13 protein-coding genes are annotated in these 15864 nt (G+C 75.0%); 11 read left to right on the forward strand and 2 right to left on the reverse strand.

The window, feature by feature from the left end:
• Nucleotide 1: 1 nt before the first annotated feature.
• Genes GA0070610_RS12145 through GA0070610_RS12155 form a run of 3 tightly spaced genes read left to right on the forward strand, consistent with a single transcriptional unit; the run spans nucleotide 2 to nucleotide 2511 of the window.
• Nucleotides 2–442, forward strand: coding sequence for a DUF4188 domain-containing protein (locus GA0070610_RS12145; RefSeq protein WP_089003444.1), 441 nt, complete (start codon nucleotides 2–4; stop codon nucleotides 440–442).
• Nucleotides 439–1527 (forward strand): GNAT family N-acetyltransferase, encoded by a 1089-nt coding sequence (locus GA0070610_RS12150; protein ID WP_089000133.1) that lies wholly within the window; start codon nucleotides 439–441, stop codon nucleotides 1525–1527. The genes GA0070610_RS12145 and GA0070610_RS12150 overlap by 4 nt, the downstream gene beginning before the upstream one ends.
• Nucleotides 1528–2511: a nitroreductase family protein gene (locus GA0070610_RS12155; RefSeq protein ID WP_089000134.1), complete on the forward strand. Its 984-nt coding sequence runs from the start codon at nucleotides 1528–1530 to the stop codon at nucleotides 2509–2511.
• A 79-nt stretch (nucleotides 2512–2590) separates the two neighbouring features.
• On the opposite strand, the gene GA0070610_RS12160 is transcribed toward GA0070610_RS12155, so the two are convergent.
• Nucleotides 2591–3880 carry an MFS transporter gene (locus GA0070610_RS12160; RefSeq protein WP_089000135.1) on the reverse strand — a complete coding sequence of 430 codons (1290 nt, stop codon included), beginning with the start codon at nucleotides 3878–3880 and terminating at the stop codon, nucleotides 2591–2593.
• 213 nt (nucleotides 3881–4093) lie between these two features.
• Between GA0070610_RS12160 and GA0070610_RS12165 the strand changes: the two genes are divergently transcribed.
• The 8 genes from GA0070610_RS12165 to GA0070610_RS12200 all read left to right on the forward strand — a co-directional run bounded on the left by GA0070610_RS12165 (nucleotide 4094) and on the right by GA0070610_RS12200 (nucleotide 15205).
• Nucleotides 4094–7054, forward strand: coding sequence for an MXAN_6230/SCO0854 family RING domain-containing protein (locus GA0070610_RS12165; protein ID WP_172896519.1), 2961 nt, complete (start codon nucleotides 4094–4096; stop codon nucleotides 7052–7054).
• 69 nt (nucleotides 7055–7123) lie between these two features.
• Nucleotides 7124–7426 carry a type VII secretion target gene (locus GA0070610_RS12170; protein WP_089000137.1) on the forward strand — a complete coding sequence of 101 codons (303 nt, stop codon included), beginning with the start codon at nucleotides 7124–7126 and terminating at the stop codon, nucleotides 7424–7426.
• 7 nt (nucleotides 7427–7433) lie between these two features.
• Nucleotides 7434–9098 carry an alpha/beta hydrolase gene (locus tag GA0070610_RS12175; RefSeq protein WP_089000138.1) on the forward strand — a complete coding sequence of 555 codons (1665 nt, stop codon included), beginning with the start codon at nucleotides 7434–7436 and terminating at the stop codon, nucleotides 9096–9098.
• Complete coding sequence (locus GA0070610_RS12180) at nucleotides 9095–9634, forward strand: hypothetical protein (RefSeq protein ID WP_089000139.1); 540 nt, start codon at nucleotides 9095–9097, stop codon at nucleotides 9632–9634. Before GA0070610_RS12175 ends, GA0070610_RS12180 begins: the two co-directional genes overlap by 4 nt.
• A gap of 77 nt (nucleotides 9635–9711) precedes the next feature.
• On the forward strand, nucleotides 9712–10407 hold the full coding sequence (locus tag GA0070610_RS12185; protein WP_231926086.1) for a class I SAM-dependent methyltransferase: 696 nt from the start codon (nucleotides 9712–9714) through the stop codon (nucleotides 10405–10407).
• 177 nt (nucleotides 10408–10584) lie between these two features.
• Complete coding sequence (locus tag GA0070610_RS12190; RefSeq protein ID WP_197697833.1) at nucleotides 10585–12294, forward strand: ABC transporter transmembrane domain-containing protein; 1710 nt, start codon at nucleotides 10585–10587, stop codon at nucleotides 12292–12294.
• Nucleotides 12291–14279 carry an ABC transporter ATP-binding protein gene (locus tag GA0070610_RS12195; RefSeq protein WP_089000140.1) on the forward strand — a complete coding sequence of 663 codons (1989 nt, stop codon included), beginning with the start codon at nucleotides 12291–12293 and terminating at the stop codon, nucleotides 14277–14279. The genes GA0070610_RS12190 and GA0070610_RS12195 overlap by 4 nt, the downstream gene beginning before the upstream one ends.
• A 176-nt stretch (nucleotides 14280–14455) precedes the next feature.
• Complete coding sequence (locus tag GA0070610_RS12200; RefSeq protein ID WP_089003447.1) at nucleotides 14456–15205, forward strand: YqjF family protein; 750 nt, start codon at nucleotides 14456–14458, stop codon at nucleotides 15203–15205.
• 9 nt (nucleotides 15206–15214) lie between these two features.
• On the opposite strand, the gene GA0070610_RS12205 is transcribed toward GA0070610_RS12200, so the two are convergent.
• Nucleotides 15215–15751: a winged helix-turn-helix domain-containing protein gene (locus GA0070610_RS12205; protein ID WP_231926087.1), complete on the reverse strand. Its 537-nt coding sequence runs from the start codon at nucleotides 15749–15751 to the stop codon at nucleotides 15215–15217.
• Nucleotides 15752–15864: the final 113 nt, after the last annotated feature.

Below are 15864 nucleotides of genomic sequence, written 5' to 3' on the forward strand. Positions count from 1 at the left end.
GATGCGTACCCGTGACTTCTCCCGCGCCCCGGCGCGCGCCCAGGCCGGCGCCATGTTCTTCGGCGCCACCCGCTACCGGAGCCCGCTGGCGATCCTGCGGCTCCTGCCGGCCTGGCTGCGGATGGTCCGCGACATGCGCCGCATGTCCGGCTACCGCTGGCACCGGGTGTACTGGGAGTTCCCGTTCACCCTCGGCACCGTCGCCTTCTTCAGCGACCGGGAGGCCCTGATGCGCTTCGCCCGGTCCCGGCACCACCGCAAGCTGATGGTCTGGCTCACCGACGGCGACCGCCACGCGACCGCGGGCTTCATCCGCCTGTTCACCGCCGAGGCCGACGGCTACTCCAACGGGCTGTGGCGGGCCGAGTCCAACGAGATGGGGCACATCCCGACGTTCACGCCGCTGGGCTCGGAGACGGTGGGTCCGGCGGTGCGGCGATGAGCGCCCGGCACGGTCTGCGACGAGTCGTCGACGGGCGCGGCCTGCGCGAGTTCCTGTCGCTCACCGACCGGGTGTACGCCGGCGAGCCGCGCTTCGTGCCGCCGTCACGCCAGCAGGTGCGGCGGTGGTGGCGCGACGGCGTGCCGATGTACGTGCTGCGCGACGGCGCCACCGGTGCCGTCGTCGGTCGCACCACCCTGCACACCGACGCCGCCCTCGACGCCAAGCTCGGCCGCCGGTGTCAGCTCTTCGGGCTCACCGAGTTCACCGGCGCGGCGGCGCAACCGCTGTTCGAGGCGATCACCACCGCCGCGCGCGCCGCCGGCGACCGCGACGCGCTCTTCGGGCCGGTCGCGTTGCTGCCCAACCAGGCGGGCGGGGTCATCACCTCCGGCTACGCCGACCGGGGCTTCATCGACAGCGCCTGGAACCCGCCCCGGTACGTGAGCGCCTACGAGTCGTACGGGTTCCGCCGGCGGTTCGAGTCGGACACCTGGATCTGCCCGGTCCCCGCCGGGGACGACGTCCCGGCCGGCACCGACCCGGACGGCGCGGAGCTGACGGTGCACCGCGGCGACGTCCGCCGGCTCGCCGACCAGCTCGAACTGCTGCGCGGGATGCTGAACGCGTCCTTCGCCCAGCTCGGCTACTACACCGAGATCTCCGCCGCGCAGCTGCGCCGGCAGACCGACGGGCTGGCGTACCTGCTGGACGAGTCACTGCTGCTCTACCTCACCAGGGCCGGGCGACCCGTCGCGTTCGTGCTGTGCGTGCCCGACATCAGCGAGTTCGTGGTGCGGGTGCGCGGCGACCTCAACCTGGTCAACCAGGTCCGGCTGCTGGCGACCCGCCGCCGCTACCGGCGGGAGGCGGTGCTGATCGTCAAGGGCGTGCTGCCCGAGCACCAGGGGCGCGGATACCAGCGCCTGCTCTCCGCCGCGCTGCGGCGCAACCTGCACGCCGGGGGATACACGACGCTGCGCAGCACCTACGTCGGCCGGGACAACCCGGCCTCCGCCGCGCAGTACCGGGCGCTCGGCGGCCGGCCGCTGCACGGCTACACGTTCTACGAGAAGGCACTGTAGATGGACCTCGCGGCGTTCCGCGCGCTGGAGCCGCTCTGCTGGCGGGCGCCCAGCGCGCACAACACCCAGCCGTGGCGGCTCGACCACCGCGGCGGCGAGGTGCGGGTGGGCTGGGACCCGGCGTACGCGCTGCCGGCGTCCGACCCCTCCGGGCGGGACCTGCGGCTGTCCCTGGGCGCCTTCGTCGAGACGTGCCTGATCGTCGCGGCCGACGCCGGGCTGCGGATACGGTTCGTCGCCGACCACCGCGTCGACGACCGCCGGGTGGGCTGGCTGCGGCCCGGCCCGCACCGCTACGACACCCCGTTCGACGCGGCGCAGGTGCTCACCCGCCGTACCCACCGGGGCCGGTTCTCCGCCGGTCCGGACGCCGCGGTGGTGGCGGCCGTCGACGCCGTCGCCCGGGCCTCGGGCGGCGCGGTCCGCGTGGTGCCCGACGCCGACCTGCTGGGCCGCCTGCTGCGGGTCGCCGACCGGTGGACGTACGCGGACCCGTCGGTGGTCCGCGAGTTGCGGTCGTGGCTGCGGCTCACGCCGGCGCACCCGGCCTACCATGCCGACGGGCTCACCGACCGCTGCCTCGGGCTTTCCGGGCGCGAGGCGGCCGCGCTGCGGGGGGCGCTGGCGGCGTACCCGGTGCTGCGCCGGCTGGGTCTGCCCCGGCTCCTCGCGGCGGCGTCCGGCAGCCCGCTGGCGCTCGGCGGCGCCGTGCTCGTCCTGGTCGGACCGCCCGGAACGGACGACGCGGGGCAGGTCGAGTTCGGCCGGGTCCTCACGCGTACCTGGCTGACCCTGCACGCGGCCGGCCTGGCGGCGCACCCGCTGAGCCAACTCGTCGACGCGCTCGCCACCCGCGACGCCCTGGGGACGCTGCTGGGCGTGGCGCCGCAGCGCCTGCTCCACGTGGCCCGCGTCGGCCGGCCGGTGGGCCCGGCGCCACCCTCGGCGCGCCGGGTCGGCGGCGTCGGGCAGGGCGTCCGCTGACCCCTGGCGCCGGTGGCACCGCACGGGTGGCACGTGTTCCCGGATTCAGGAGGACCGGCGCGCGGCGACGCGTCCGGGGTCAGGACGTCGGGCTGGTCGCGGGCGACCGGAACTCCGCCGGGTGGGCCGCCGGCTCCGCACCGGCGCGGCGGATCGGGGTGAACAGCCCGCCGACCGCGACCAGCAGACATCCCGCGCCGGCGACGAGGGCGACGGCGCTGACGCCGTGCCTGCTCGCGGCCCACGTCAGCACCGCGGCGCCGGCCGGGCCGAGCGAGTAGTGCGTGCTCCAGAACGCCGAGGTGACCCGACCGAGCAGGTGATCGGGCGTGATCTCCTGGCGCAGCGACATCGAGCAGATGCCGCCCACGCTGACGCCGCACAGGTACACCGCCATCAGCACGGTCACGCCCCGCACGTCCCCGACGAGGCCGATGCCGACGATGGCGAGACCGCACATGGCGTGTGCGCCGATCCAGGTCGTGCCGAAGCCACGGCGGCGGCGCAGGGGCGCCACCAGCAGCGCTCCGACGATCGTGCCCAGCGCCGCCAGGCCCAGCACCGTGCCGACGGTGCGGTCGGAGCCGCCGAGGTCGTGCTTGACGTGGAAGACGAGCACGTCGGTGAGCCCGTACGTCAGGAAGATGAACACCGACAGCAGCACGGTCAGCGAGCGGAGCACGGGCTGCCGCCAGAGGAACCGGGCGCCGGCGAGGAACTCGGCCAGCCGGCTCTGCCGCCCCGCCGTGCCGTCGACCGCCGGCCCCTCGTCGGGCCGCCGCAGCCGCACCAGCCAGAGGCCGACGGCCGACAGGGCGAAGCTGGCCGCGTTGACGGCGATGGCCGCCGGGGCGCCGAACCGGGCCGCCACCACGCCGGCGAGCAGCGGCCCCAGCACGGCAGCCGCCGCGTACGTGGCCTGGAGACGCCCGTTGGCCTCGGTGATCCTGGGCCGGTCGACGAGGTTGCGCACGGCGGTCACCGCGGCGACCTGGAACACCATGCCGGCCGCCTCGCAGATCGGCAGCACGACGAAGAGCAGCCACACCTGCGGGCCACCGAGCCAGGCCAGGGGAACGAGGGCGTAGAGCACCAGCCGGAGCAGGTCGGCGGTGATCATCAGTTTCCGCCTGTCGTACCGGTCGACCAGGACGCCGCCGAAGATCCCCGCGCCGACGGACGCGGCGCCGGCCACGGCCGTGAGCAGGCCCATCCGGGCGACCGATCCGGTCGCGTGGAGCACGAGCAGCGGCACCGCGAGGTAGGCGAACGAGTCACCGGCGGCGGAGAGCGACTGCGCGGCCCAGTAGGCGCCGAAGTCGCGGTCACGCCACAGCGGACGCCGGACCGGGTCGGTGCGTCGGCTCATGCCGGCGAGGGTAATCCGATGCCCCCTGCGAGCGGTGCCCCTGGCACGCGAACGGGCGTCTTCCGGTTGGAAATCAGGGTGAGGCCGGCCGCCGCCGCCCCGTACGATCTTCCTCGCGGTGGGCGGCTCCCCGCGGTGCTTCCTTCTCACCCTTTCCTGGCAACTAGCGTCGCGACTCTCCGCCCACCGCTCTTACACGGGGAGGGCGCGAGCATGGATGCGCTGGCCGTGGTGCTGCTGCGACGCACCGGCCGGGTCGCGGTGGTGTGTGCGGGCGCCGCCCCTGCGGACGGTGCGGCCTGGGTGGCCGCGCTCGAGGCCGATCTGGCCGGTCGTGGCTGGCTGCTCCGGGACGACCTGCGCACGGCGGCGGCCCGGCTGCCGGCGGCGGTGCGGGTCCGGTGGGCCGACTGGCTGCTGGCGACCATCGACGAGATGGTCGGCGCGGATCGTCCGATGCTGCCGCTCTACCGGTCGTTTCCCGACACCCCGCGCGACATCGAAGCGGTCTACGTACGGCGGCTGCTGACCCATCTGTTCGCCGTGCCCGGCGCGCCCTGCGTGCTGTGCGGCCGCGAGGAGGGTGGCGCGCCGCTCGACCCGTGCGGCCATCCCGTGTGCCCGGCGTGCTTCCCGCCGGAGCAGGTCACCGCGTGCCCGGTCTGCGGCCGGCGGCTGGCGGCGGACGACACGTACCTCACCGTCGTCGCGCCCTCGGCCCCGGTGCGCCGCCGGCTGCGGCGGGCCGGTGCGCCGGTCGAGGACGCCGTCCCGGCCGCGCCGCCGATGCCGATGCGTCTCGCCGGGCTCCAGGCCGACCCGGTCGGCGCCGCGGTCCGGCTCCGCGACGAGCTTGTCGCCCGGCCTGCCGCGCTGAGCGAGTCCGACCGGGCCGACCTCGAGGTGTTGGTGAACGCCACCGCGCCGGGCAGCCTCGACTGGTTGCCCGAGGTGGTGCCCGCGCGGGAGACCATCGCGCTGGTCGTCGCCTGGGCGCTGCACGCCACGGCGTGCACCCCCGGCTACCGCGACCTGGTCGCCGCGGCCCGGCGGCGGTGGTCGACCGCCACGGACGTGGCGCGGACCCTGTGGGCGTACTCGGGTGGGGACCCGGGGCTCGTCCTGCCGAGGCGGGACGACGAGTCCGAGGGCGCGGCCTGGCGTCCGGTCCACGAGCCCGTCGTCGTCCTGCCGGTCACCCGGGTGCGGGCCCTGCCCCGGCCGCTGCGGCGCGCGGCTCTCGCGCATCTCGACGCCTGCGGTGCCGCGGGCGCGGCGGAGGACCTGCGGCGGCACCCCACCGTCTGGAAGCGCCTCGGCGAGCGGCTGCACCCGTACGAGAACGTGGCCGCGCACCCGGCGGCGGCCGTCGCGTTCGCCGCGCTGCGCGGCACCCGCGCGGCCCGCGCCAGCGCCCTCGGCGCGGCCATCGTGGCGGCCTGCGCCCGCGAGCCCCGGCAGCTCGTGCCGACCGGGCACCCCGACGGCACGGTCACGGTCCGCGTGCGGACCCACGCGTCCCTGGTGGAGGAGGCCCTGACCGGCGGTGACGTGGCGAGGGCCGCCGGCCTGCTCACCGAACGTCCGGGCGAGCTGTGGCGCCGGCTCGACCACCTGCTGCGGGTCGCCGGGGACGATCCGGCGGCGTACGCGGCCATCGAGACAGCCATGCGCCGGACGGTGGCCCGGGTGGCACCCGGCGTGCTCGCCGCGGCGGCGGCTCAACTCACCGGCCGCAACGGGACGGTACGGGCGACGGCTGCCGAGCTGGCGGCGACCGCGCGGGCGCGGGCGGCGGCGCAGGCCCACGGCTCCGCGCACACCGGGGCCGCCCCGGCGCTCGCCGTCGGCCTGGGCGACGTCCTGCGCGCCGTCGCGCGAGGCGTGCGCGGTGCCGGCCCCGCCTTTCTGCGGGAAGCGCTCCGGTCGGGCGGCGAGGTGCCCCCTCCCGCCGAGGCGCCGCCCGTGGGCGGCGCCGTCGAGGAGTCCGGGATCGTCGGTGGCCGTCCCGGTCCCGGTATGCCCCGGCGGGTGTTCCATCCCCGCGGCAGCGTCGTGACCACCTGGACCGAGCCCGAGCGACGCCCGCCGGTGCCCGTGCCGGCGATCACCGCGGTACGCGGGCTGGTCGACGCCGAGCTGACCGCCCGCGCCGCCCGGCTCGGCCGGTTCGACGTGGCCGTCCTCGACGCCGCCCTGGCCGAGGTGCCCGCGCCGACGCGGGAGCGGGCCGCCTCGGCGCAGCTGGCGGGGTGGCCGAGGGGCAGCGTGCGGGCGCTGCCCGACGCGGAGGTGCTGCGGTTCTTCCTGCACTGGGAGGAGCCGGGCGCCACGCGGGTCGACCTCGACCTGTCCTGCGTGTTCTTCGACCGGGACTGGCAGCGGGTGGGCCACTGCGACTTCACCCGGCTGCGTTTCGCCGGCGACGGCGCGATCCACTCCGGCGACCTCACCTCCGCCCCGGCTCCGCTGGGGGCCACCGAGTTCCTCGACCTCCACCTGACCCGTCTGGCCGAGCACGGCGTGCACTACGCCGTGCCGACCGTCCTCAGCTACAACGCCGTGCCGTTCGAGGCCCTCACGGAGGCGGTCGCCGGCGTCATGCTGCCCCTCACCCGGGGCGAGCAGTTCGACGGCGCCCGGGTCGCGCAGCGGTTCGACCTGCGCGGCAACGCCCGGATGTTGCTGCCGATGGTCGTGGACCTGCGCACCCGACGGTTGCTCTGGACCGACCTGACCCTGACCGGCCGTGGCTACGGCCACAGCGTCGGCCGGCACGGTGACCAGCTCGCGCGGGCGGCCGCCGACCAGTGGGAGCACTTCCTGGGCGGCCACCGTGCCACGGTCCTCGACCTGCTGGCATGGCACGCGGTCGGGCGCGCCGACCGGATCCTGGTCGGCCACGCGGACCACACCTACACCGAGGTACCGGCCGACGTCGCCGCCGTCCGCGCGGCGGCGTCGGCGGACACCGGCGAGATCCGCGTACCGCCCGACCTGGCCGGCCGTACGGTCCTGGCCGGCGCCGCCGACCCCGACGCGCTCGACCGGCTGATCCGCGTGCCCACCCCGGTCGCGTCGGGCTCGACGGTGGTGACGGTGACCGGCATGCCCGGCCATCCGTGGGCGGTGCTGCGCGCCGGCGACGTGCTGGCCGGGCTGAGCACGGGCTGAGGCGACCGATCCGCGCGGTGCGTGGGGCGGTTATGTAGGCTCGCATCGATCTTCGCGGGAGGCCAGTCAGTGATCGAACTACACGTCGAGCCGGAGTTGTTGGAGAAGGCGTCGCGGGTGTGCGACGACCTGCGGGACGATCTGCGGCGCGACGTGTCCGACGTCGGTGACGAGACGCGGGCCGCGGTCGCCGGCCTGCCCGGATGGCAGACCCGGGCGGCGCTGGAGCAGCTGCGCTGGTCGTGGTCGGACGACCTGACCAAGTTGGACCGCTATCTGTCCCAGGTGGGCGACGCCCTGCAGGGCTGCGCGATGGACTACCGCTACAGCGACGAGGCCAACGCCGCCCGTTTCGACATCCACGGGCGGTGACCGCACGGTGGTGACGTACGCGGACCTGCGCGAGGCGCGCGTCGCCCCGCTCCGGGACGCCGCGCAGGCCTGGACTGACCTGTCCCGGGCCTGCGCGAAGCTGGAGGAGCGGTGTGGCGCCGAGCTGACCGGACCGCTGCGCGTCTCGGGCTGGCAGGGGCCGGCCGCCAGTGCCGCGTTGGGCCGGCTGGGTGAACTCGATGACGAGTTCGAGGTCGCGAGCCTGCAGACGCGGACCGCCGCGAGCGTGTTGCGGGAAGCGGCGGAGGAGTTCGGCGACCTGCAGCGGCGGTTGGAGTCGGCCGTCGGGGCCGCCCGATCCCTCGGACTGGCCGTGGACGAGGCCGGGCGGGTGTCCGCGCCGGCGATGGCGGCAGGGGACAAGCACGACCCGGACGCGGAGACGATCCACCGTCGGCATGTCCGCAACGCCGCGATCTATACCGATCTCATCACGCGGATCGTCACCGAGGCCACCGAGGCCGACAGCCGGATCGCCCGCGCCCTGACCCAGTTGAAGGCCAGCGCGCCGGGACAGTTCGCCTGGGAGTACAACCGGGTCAACGACGGCGCTCTCGCCGCCGCGGCGGCGCTCGAGCTCAGCGAGGAGAGCATCCCGGCGCCGGGCAGCAGTCCCGCCGACGTGCACGCCTGGTGGAGTCGCCTGTCCGACGACGAGCGGCAGGTCTACCTCACCGCCTACCCGGAGAGGATCGGCGCCCTCGACGGGCTGCCCGCCACCGACCGCGACGCGGCGAACCAACTGGCGCTGCGCACGTTCGTCGGGGACGACGCCGGCCGGCACCGCGACCGGGACGACCCGCAGCGTGCCACCGCGCTCATGCTGCTGGGCAAGCTGGAAGGCACGGAGCACGCGGCGCCGAACGAGCGGCTTTACCTGCTCTCGGTCGATCCGACGGGTGACGGCAAGGCGGCGGTCGCGATCGGCAACCCGGACACCGCCGCCCACACCGCGGTCCTCGTACCCGGCGTCGGCACCGAACTCGACGACATCCGCGGCCTGATCGGGAGGGCCAACGACCTGCGGGAGGCCTCGGTCGAGCTTGCCCCCGCCGGCGCCGACGTCTCCGTCGTGGCCTGGCTCGGCTACGACACCCCGTCGGTGAATCTCGACATCGTCAGCGCCGTGTTCGGAGCCAAGTCCGAGGCCGGCGCCCGCGCGCTCGACGGCTTCGTCGACGGGCTCCGCGTCTCCCACGACGACAGTCCCTCCCACGTCACCGCCATCGGTCACAGCTACGGGTCGACCGTCCTCGGCGAGGCCGCCAGCACCGGCGACGGCCTCGCCGCGGACGACCTGATCGCCGTCGGCAGTCCCGGCATGCGCGTCGAGAACGCCGGCGAGTTCGCCATCGACCCGAGACACGTGTGGGCCGGCGCCGCGGCCGACGACACCGTCGTCGCCCGACCGGAGGAGACGATCGGCTGGCTCGACGGCGTACCCGTCGTCGGGGAGTGGTTGGTCGACGGCCTCGTCGGCATCCACGGCCCCGCCCCGCACGACCCGGAGTTCGGCGGCAACGTCCTGCACGTCGACACCTCCGGCCACAGCGGATACTGGGCGCAGAACAGCCAGATGCTGCGCTCCCAGGCGGCCGTCATCGTCGGCGACTACGAGGCAGCCGCCCTCGACCACGGAAGAGCCCCGTGACCCTTCGTCACCGTACGCCCTGGTGGCACGCCGTGGCGGTGGCGGCCGTACTGGTGCCGGCCACCGCCTGCGCGGGCGGTGACCCCGGCCCATCGTCAGGAAAGGACGACCCGTTGCAGACCAAGGCAGCCGCCGAGGTGAGCACCCTGGCCGAGGCTCGTGCCCAGGCCGTCGCCACCACCGCCGGCGTCACGCTGGACGACTGGCGGACCAACACCTCGCCCTGCCAGGGCCAGCGGGGCGAGATCGCCGACGACGGACGGTGGACGTTGAGCGGCTTCGCCGGGCTTCCGGTCTCGCCCGCCGACCAGATCACCACGCTGCGGCGCATCCGGGACATGTGGCGGCAACAGGGCTACGAGATCACCGAGGACCGCACCTTCGCCGACGGCACCCGGGGCGCCGTGTCGATGCGTGACCCCGACACCGGGATCACGATCAGCCTCACCACCACCGCGAGCCGGGACCGCGTCGCCCTGATCCTGGCGAGCGACTGCTACCGGCCCGCGGCCGGCGAGGACCCCGCCAACGCCTAGCGTGTCCTGCCGATCTTGTCGCACCCACGCGGCTTCGGTAGGGATGCATCCTTGCCTCTCATGGGAATGGGGTCACGGTGACAACAAGTGACTACGACAGGTTCGCGAACGCCTATTCGGCGGAGAACGAGTCCAACCTCTTCAACGCGTACTACGAGCGACCTGAGATGCTCCGTCTCGCCGGCGACGTACGAGGTCGCCGGATCCTCGACGCGGGGTGCGGTTCCGGCCCGTTGTCAGCCGCGCTGCGCGCCAAGGGAGCCGTGGTCACCGGCTTTGACGCGAGTGCGGCCATGGTCGACCTGGCCCGCCAGAGGCTGGGTGAAGACGCCGACGTGCACGTGGCGGACCTGAGCGCGCCACTGCCGTTCGCAGACGCCGAGTTCGATGACGTCGTCGCGTCCCTGGTCCTGCACTACCTGGAGGACTGGTCCGGTCCCCTCGCCGAGCTGCGTCGCGTGCTGAAGCCAGGCGGTCGCCTGATCCTCTCGGTCATCCACCCCGCGATCTATGCGATCGCGTATCCCAAGGCCGACTACTTCGCGCTGACGAAGTACTCCGAGGACTACGTCATGGACGGCCAGACCGTGTGGCTGACCTACTGGCACCGGCCGCTGCACGCCATCGCAGATGCTTTTGCTGCTGCCGGGTTCCGCATCGCGACGATCAGCGAACCGCCCCCTTCTCCGGACACTCCCGCGGAACTGCTCCCACCCGACATGAACTCCGGGTCCTTCATGTGTTTCCTCTTCTTCGTCCTCGAATCCGCCTAGGGCCCGTTCTGTCGATCATGGAAGCCAGATGATGGCGGCGATGAGGACAAGGCCAGCCCGGTAGGGGATGCCGCACCTCGGCGCGGACGTGGGCGGCTGACGGGTCGCCGAGCCCCCGTTCGCCGGAGCCATTAGGTGAGGCTAACCTGGCCCTCGATCGCTGGGAGGGCGCAGCTCGTGCACACATCCGAGAAGGTCAGTGGAGGGACGGTCCTGCGCCGCGCCCTGCGTCGCCAGCGCGGTCGCGTGGTGGCCGGTACCGCGCTGCTCTGCACCCACCAGGCCACCGAGGCCCTCGTCCCGGTCGCGATCGGCGTGATCATCGACCGCGCGGTCGCCACCGGGGACGTACGGGCGCTGCTGCTCTCCCTCGCCGGTCTCGCCGTCCTCTTCACCGTCCTCGCCTTCGCCTACCGCACCGGCGCCCGTCTGGGGTACGCCGCCCTGGAGCAGGAGGCTCACCTCCTGCGTGTCGAGATCGCCCGCAGCGCCCTCGACCCGCGCGGGAACCGCTCGGGCATGCGCGACGGCGAGCTGCTCTCCGTCGCCGCCTCCGACGCCGAGTTGTCCGCGCTCGTCGTACGGGTCGCGGGGCTCTGCGCCGCCGCGCTCACCGCCATCGCGGTCGCGGCCGTGGCGCTGCTCGTCGTCGACGTTCCTCTCGGGTTGGGCGTGCTCGTCGGCGTGCCGCTGGTGGTCGTCGCCCTGCAACGGATGGCGCCGCTGCTCAGCCGGCGCAGCGCCGCACAGCAGGAGGCCCTCGCCGCCGCCACCTCGCTCGCCGTCGACCTCGTCACGGGCCTGCGCGTGCTGCGCGGCATCGGCGCCCAGGACCACGCCGCACGCCGGTACGCGGCCGCCAGCCGCCACGCCCTCGACGTCACCCTGCGCGCCGCCACCACCAAGGGCCTGCACCTCGGGCTCACCACCACGGTCAACGGCCTCTTCCTCGCGGCCGTCGCCGGCGTCGCCGGCTGGCTCGCACTCCAGGGCCGGCTCACCATCGGCGAACTCGTCGCCGTCGTCGGGCTGGCCCAGTTCATCGCCGAGCCCGTGCAGACGCTGGGCTGGTCCGTGCAGCTGTTCGCCATGGCCCGCGCCTCCGCCGGGCGGGTCGCCCGGGTGCTGGGTGCCGAGCCGCTCACCCGGCCCGGCTCCGCCGGTCCGCCCGCCCCGGCCCCGGCGCGGCTCGCCCTCGACACGATCGGGCACGCGGGGCTCGACGGGCTGTGCCTGCGGGTCGACGCCGGTGAGGTCCTCGGCGTGCTCGCCTACGACCCGGGTGACGCCGAGGCGCTGGTGGCACTGCTCTCCGGCCGCGTGCCCCGCGAGGACTACCGGGGCACGCTGTACGTCGACGGCACGCCCGCCGAGGACCTGCACATCGACGCCGTACGCGGCATCCTCCTGGTCGAGCCGCACGACGTGGCGTTGTTCGAGGGGACGCTGCGCGCCAACCTCGCCGCCGGCACCGACGCCGACGAGGCGGTCCTGCGCGCCGCCGTACGCGCCGCAGCGGCCGAGGACGTGCTCGCCGCGCACCCGCACGGCATCGACCGCCTGCTCACCGAGCGGGGCGCCAACCTGTCCGGCGGCCAGCGGCAGCGGGTCGGGCTGGCCCGGGCGCTCGTCGCCGACCCGCCGGTGCTGGTGCTGCACAACCCCACCACGGCGGTCGACGCGGTGACCGAGGCGCACCTCGCCGAGGGGCTGGCCGCAGCCCGCGCGGCGGCGGCCCGCGGCACGGTGCTGATCACCAACAGTCCGGCCCTGCTGCGCACCGCGCACCGGGTGGCCGTCATCGACCGTGGACGGGTCGTCGCCGAGGGCCCGCACGAGCGGCTGCTGGCCGGCGACGCCCGCTACCGGGAGGAGGTCCTGCGATGACCGACCAGTCCGCAGTCGGCGCCGCGTCGCGGCGGCTGCTGCCCACGGCAACCACCCGGCAGACCTGGGCGGCCCTGCGGGCCGAGTTCGCCCGGCTGCCCGGGCTCAGCGCCGCCGCCACCATCCTGCTGGTCGCCGCCGCCGCGACCGGGCTGGTCGCCCCCTGGGTGCTCGGCCGCCTCGTCGACGACGTCATCGCCGGCTCCGACACGCCGCGGATCGTGGCCTGGGCGGGCGTGATCGCGGGCGCCGCCGTGCTCGCCGGCGTCCTCACCGCGATCGGCGCCGCCCTCACCGCACGCCTCGGCGAGACCGTGCTGGCGCGGCTGCGGGAGCGGGTCCTCGACCGCGCCCTGCACCTGCCGTCGGCCACGCTGGAGCGGGCCGGCACCGGGGACCTGGTGGCCCGCGCCGGCGACGACGTGGCCGTGGTGACCAACGTGATAGCCACCAGCGGCCCCGCCTTCCTCGGCGCGCTGCTGTCCATCGTGCTGACCGCGTTGGGGCTCTTCGCGCTGGACTGGCGCCTCGGCCTCGCCGGGCTGGCAGCGGCCCCCGCCTACACGTTGGCGCTGCGCTGGTACCTGAGGCGCTCGGTGCCGTACTACGCGCGCGAACGGGTCGCGACGGGCGAGCGGACACAGGCCATGGCCGGGGCGCTGCGCGGCTCGGCGACCGTGCGCGCCTACCGGCTGGAGGACGCGCACGTCGGCGGGATCGCCGATCGTTCCGTCGCCGCCCGCGACCTGTCGCTGGAGATCTTCAACCTGCACACCCGGTTCGGGCTGCGGATCAACCGGTCGGAGTTCGTCGGCCTCGCCGCCGTCCTGCTCGCCGGTTTCCTGCTGGTGCGCGACGACCTGGCCACCGTGGGCGCGGCGACGACCGCGGCCCTCTACTTCCACCGCCTGTTCAACCCGATCGGCCTACTGCTGCTCCAGTCCGACTCCGTGCTCCAGGCCGGGGCGAGCCTCGCCCGGCTCGTCGGCGTCACCACGCTGCCCGCCGGCTCCGCGCCCGCCGCCTCGCCAGGCGGCTCCGCGCCGCCAGGCGGCTCCGCGCCCGACAGTTCAGCGTCCGTCGACACCGCGTCGCCCGACGGGTCCGGGGCCGGCCGGCCCCGACGGTCCGCAGGGCGGGCCGGCTCGGGACCCGCGGCGCTGGAGGTGGTCGTCGACCGGCACCGCTACGACGACGGGCCCGTCGTGCTGCGGGACGTCGCCCTCAGCCTGGCGCCCGGTGAGCGCGTCGCGCTCGTCGGCGCGAGCGGGGCGGGCAAGAGCACGCTCGCCGGCATCGCCGCCGGAATCATCGCGCCGACCCGGGGCGCGGTCAGCCTGCGCGGCGTGCCGCTGGGGGACCTGGACGAGCACCGCGTCCGTCGCGAGATCGCCCTGATCAGCCAGGAGGTGCACGTCTTCGCCGGAACGCTCGGCGACGACCTGCGCCTGGCCGACCCCGAGGCCACCGACGCCGAGGTGACCGCCGCCCTCGACCTCGTCGGCGTCACCGACTGGCTGCGTACGCTGCCGGACGGGTTGGACACGTGCGTGGGGGAGGGCGGGCGGCAGCTCACCGCCGCCCAGGCCCAGCAGCTCGCCCTGGCCCGTCTCGTCCTCGCCGACCCCGCCGTCGCGGTCCTCGACGAGGCCACCGCGGAGGCCGGCAGCGCCGGCGCGCGCGACCTCGAGCGCGCCGCCACGGCGGCCACCGAGGGCCGCACCACGCTGATCGTCGCGCACCGCCTCAGCCAGGCGGCCACCGCGGACCGCATCGTCGTCCTGGAGCACGGGCGCATCGTCGAGCACGGTACGCACGAGCAGTTGCTGGCGTCCGGGGGCGGGTACAGCCGGTTGTGGCGGTCGTGGCGCGCGCCCGTTCCCGTACTCCCGCAGGAGCGCGCCGGCGAGGAGGGCGCCGCCCGTCGGGCGCGGCCGGACGCGGCGCCGGATCGGGATGTCGACGCTACCCACGCCCCGGCGTGAGCCGGACGAGGTGACCGTCGATCTCCCCAAGGGCGTCGGCGATCGCCCACGCCTTGAGCACGGACTCTGGTCGCCCTGGCCTTCGCCGCCGCCTGAGCGGCCGGCGACGGCCTGGGGCGGCGGGCCGGGCGCCGCCCGCGTGACGTCGCCCGCCGGCGCGGGGCAGGATGGGGTACGTGGACATCGAGCCGGTCGACTCGGCGCCCGGGCAGGCGTTCCCGTGGGCGCTCCTGCGGCAGCGCTGGGACGATCTGACGTTCCTGCACTGGGCGGTCGCGCCTGAACTCGTCGCGCCGCTGCTGCCCGCGGGGACGCGCCCCGACACCCTCGACGGGGTCAGTCACGTCGGTCTGATCGGTTTCCGGATGGTGGGGGTGGGCCTCGGGCGCGGGCCGGGTGTGCCGTACCTCGGCAGCTTCTGGGAGACCAACGTCCGGCTCTACTCGGTCGACGACACCGGCCGGCGGGCGGTGGTGTTCCGCTCGCTGGACGCGTCGCGGCTGGTCCCCGTGCTGGTGGCCCGGGCGACGCTGCGGCTGCCGTACACGTGGTCGGCGATGCGGCTGGAGCGCGACGGCGACCGCTACACCTACCGGTGCCGGCGCCGGTGGCCCGGCCCGGCCGGTGCGACCAGCCGCATGGTGGTGCGGGTGGGCGAGCCGATCACCGACCCGACCCCGCTGGAGCACTTCGTCACCGCCCGCTGGGGGCTGCACACCCGGGCGTACGGGCGGACGCTGCACCTGCCGAACTGGCATCCGCGCTGGCCGCTGCACCGCGCGGAACTGCTGCACCTCGACGACGAGTTGGTCGCGGCCGCCGGGTTGCCGGCGCCCGTCGGCGCGCCGGTCAGCGTGCTGTATTCCCCCGGCGTCCCGGTGCGCTTCGGTCCACCGGTCAGCCTGCGCCGGGCGCGGTCTGCCTAAGTCAGGCAGTCAGCCGGAACCGCTGACTCTCGGCTGCTGATGGTCGGTCAGCCGGAACCCGACGCCGCGCACCGCGTCGATGGCCACCCCGGTGCCGAGGTCGTGGAGCTTGCGACGCAGCCGCTTCACCAGGGACTGCACGTCCGCCCTGCGTTCGCGCCCCTCGTCGCGCCAGACCGAGCGGTGCAGCTCGGCGTAGCTCCAGACCCGGATCGGCTCGGTGGTCAGGCAGGACAGCAGGTCGTGTTCGAGCCGGGTGAGGCCGACCTCGCGGCCCCGGCTGCGGGCCGTCGACCGGGTCGAGTCGATCAGCAGCGCGTCGTCGTCCGTCGTGCCCGGCGTGCCGGCCGGAGCCGGCGAGGACGGCTGGGCCGGCAGCCGCGGCGGGACCGCGATCAGCCTGCGCAGCTCGTCGAGGTCGGCCACCAGCAGCAGCGGCGCGACGCCCTCCAGGCGTTCGGCCAGTCGTATCCGCTCGGCCGGCGACGGTGTCACCGCGATCACCAGCGGAAAGGGTTCGTCGGCCGGCTCTGGAGCGTCCGGCACCGTGCCTTCGTCGCGTGCCCCCACAGCACCCACCCGGAAACTATGGACAGCCTCTGCCCATCTTCGTCATGGCCCTGACTAATGTCGGCAAGCGCCCCATTCGCCGGCCAACA

This window comes from Micromonospora echinofusca, assembly GCF_900091445.1.
GTDB classification, from domain to species: domain Bacteria; phylum Actinomycetota; class Actinomycetes; order Mycobacteriales; family Micromonosporaceae; genus Micromonospora; species Micromonospora echinofusca.

Excerpts from the sequence above, each read along its gene's own strand:
- GA0070610_RS12145 (WP_089003444.1), top strand. The coding sequence starts at position 2 with ATGCGTACCCGTGACTTCTCCCGCGCCCCGGCGCGCGCCCAGGCCGGC.
- GA0070610_RS12150 (WP_089000133.1), top strand. The coding sequence starts at position 439 with ATGAGCGCCCGGCACGGTCTGCGACGAGTCGTCGACGGGCGCGGCCTG.
- GA0070610_RS12155 (WP_089000134.1), top strand. The coding sequence starts at position 1,528 with ATGGACCTCGCGGCGTTCCGCGCGCTGGAGCCGCTCTGCTGGCGGGCG.
- GA0070610_RS12160 (WP_089000135.1), bottom strand. The coding sequence starts at position 3,880 with ATGAGCCGACGCACCGACCCGGTCCGGCGTCCGCTGTGGCGTGACCGC.
- GA0070610_RS12165 (WP_172896519.1), top strand. The coding sequence starts at position 4,094 with ATGGATGCGCTGGCCGTGGTGCTGCTGCGACGCACCGGCCGGGTCGCG.
- GA0070610_RS12195 (WP_089000140.1), top strand. The coding sequence starts at position 12,291 with ATGACCGACCAGTCCGCAGTCGGCGCCGCGTCGCGGCGGCTGCTGCCC.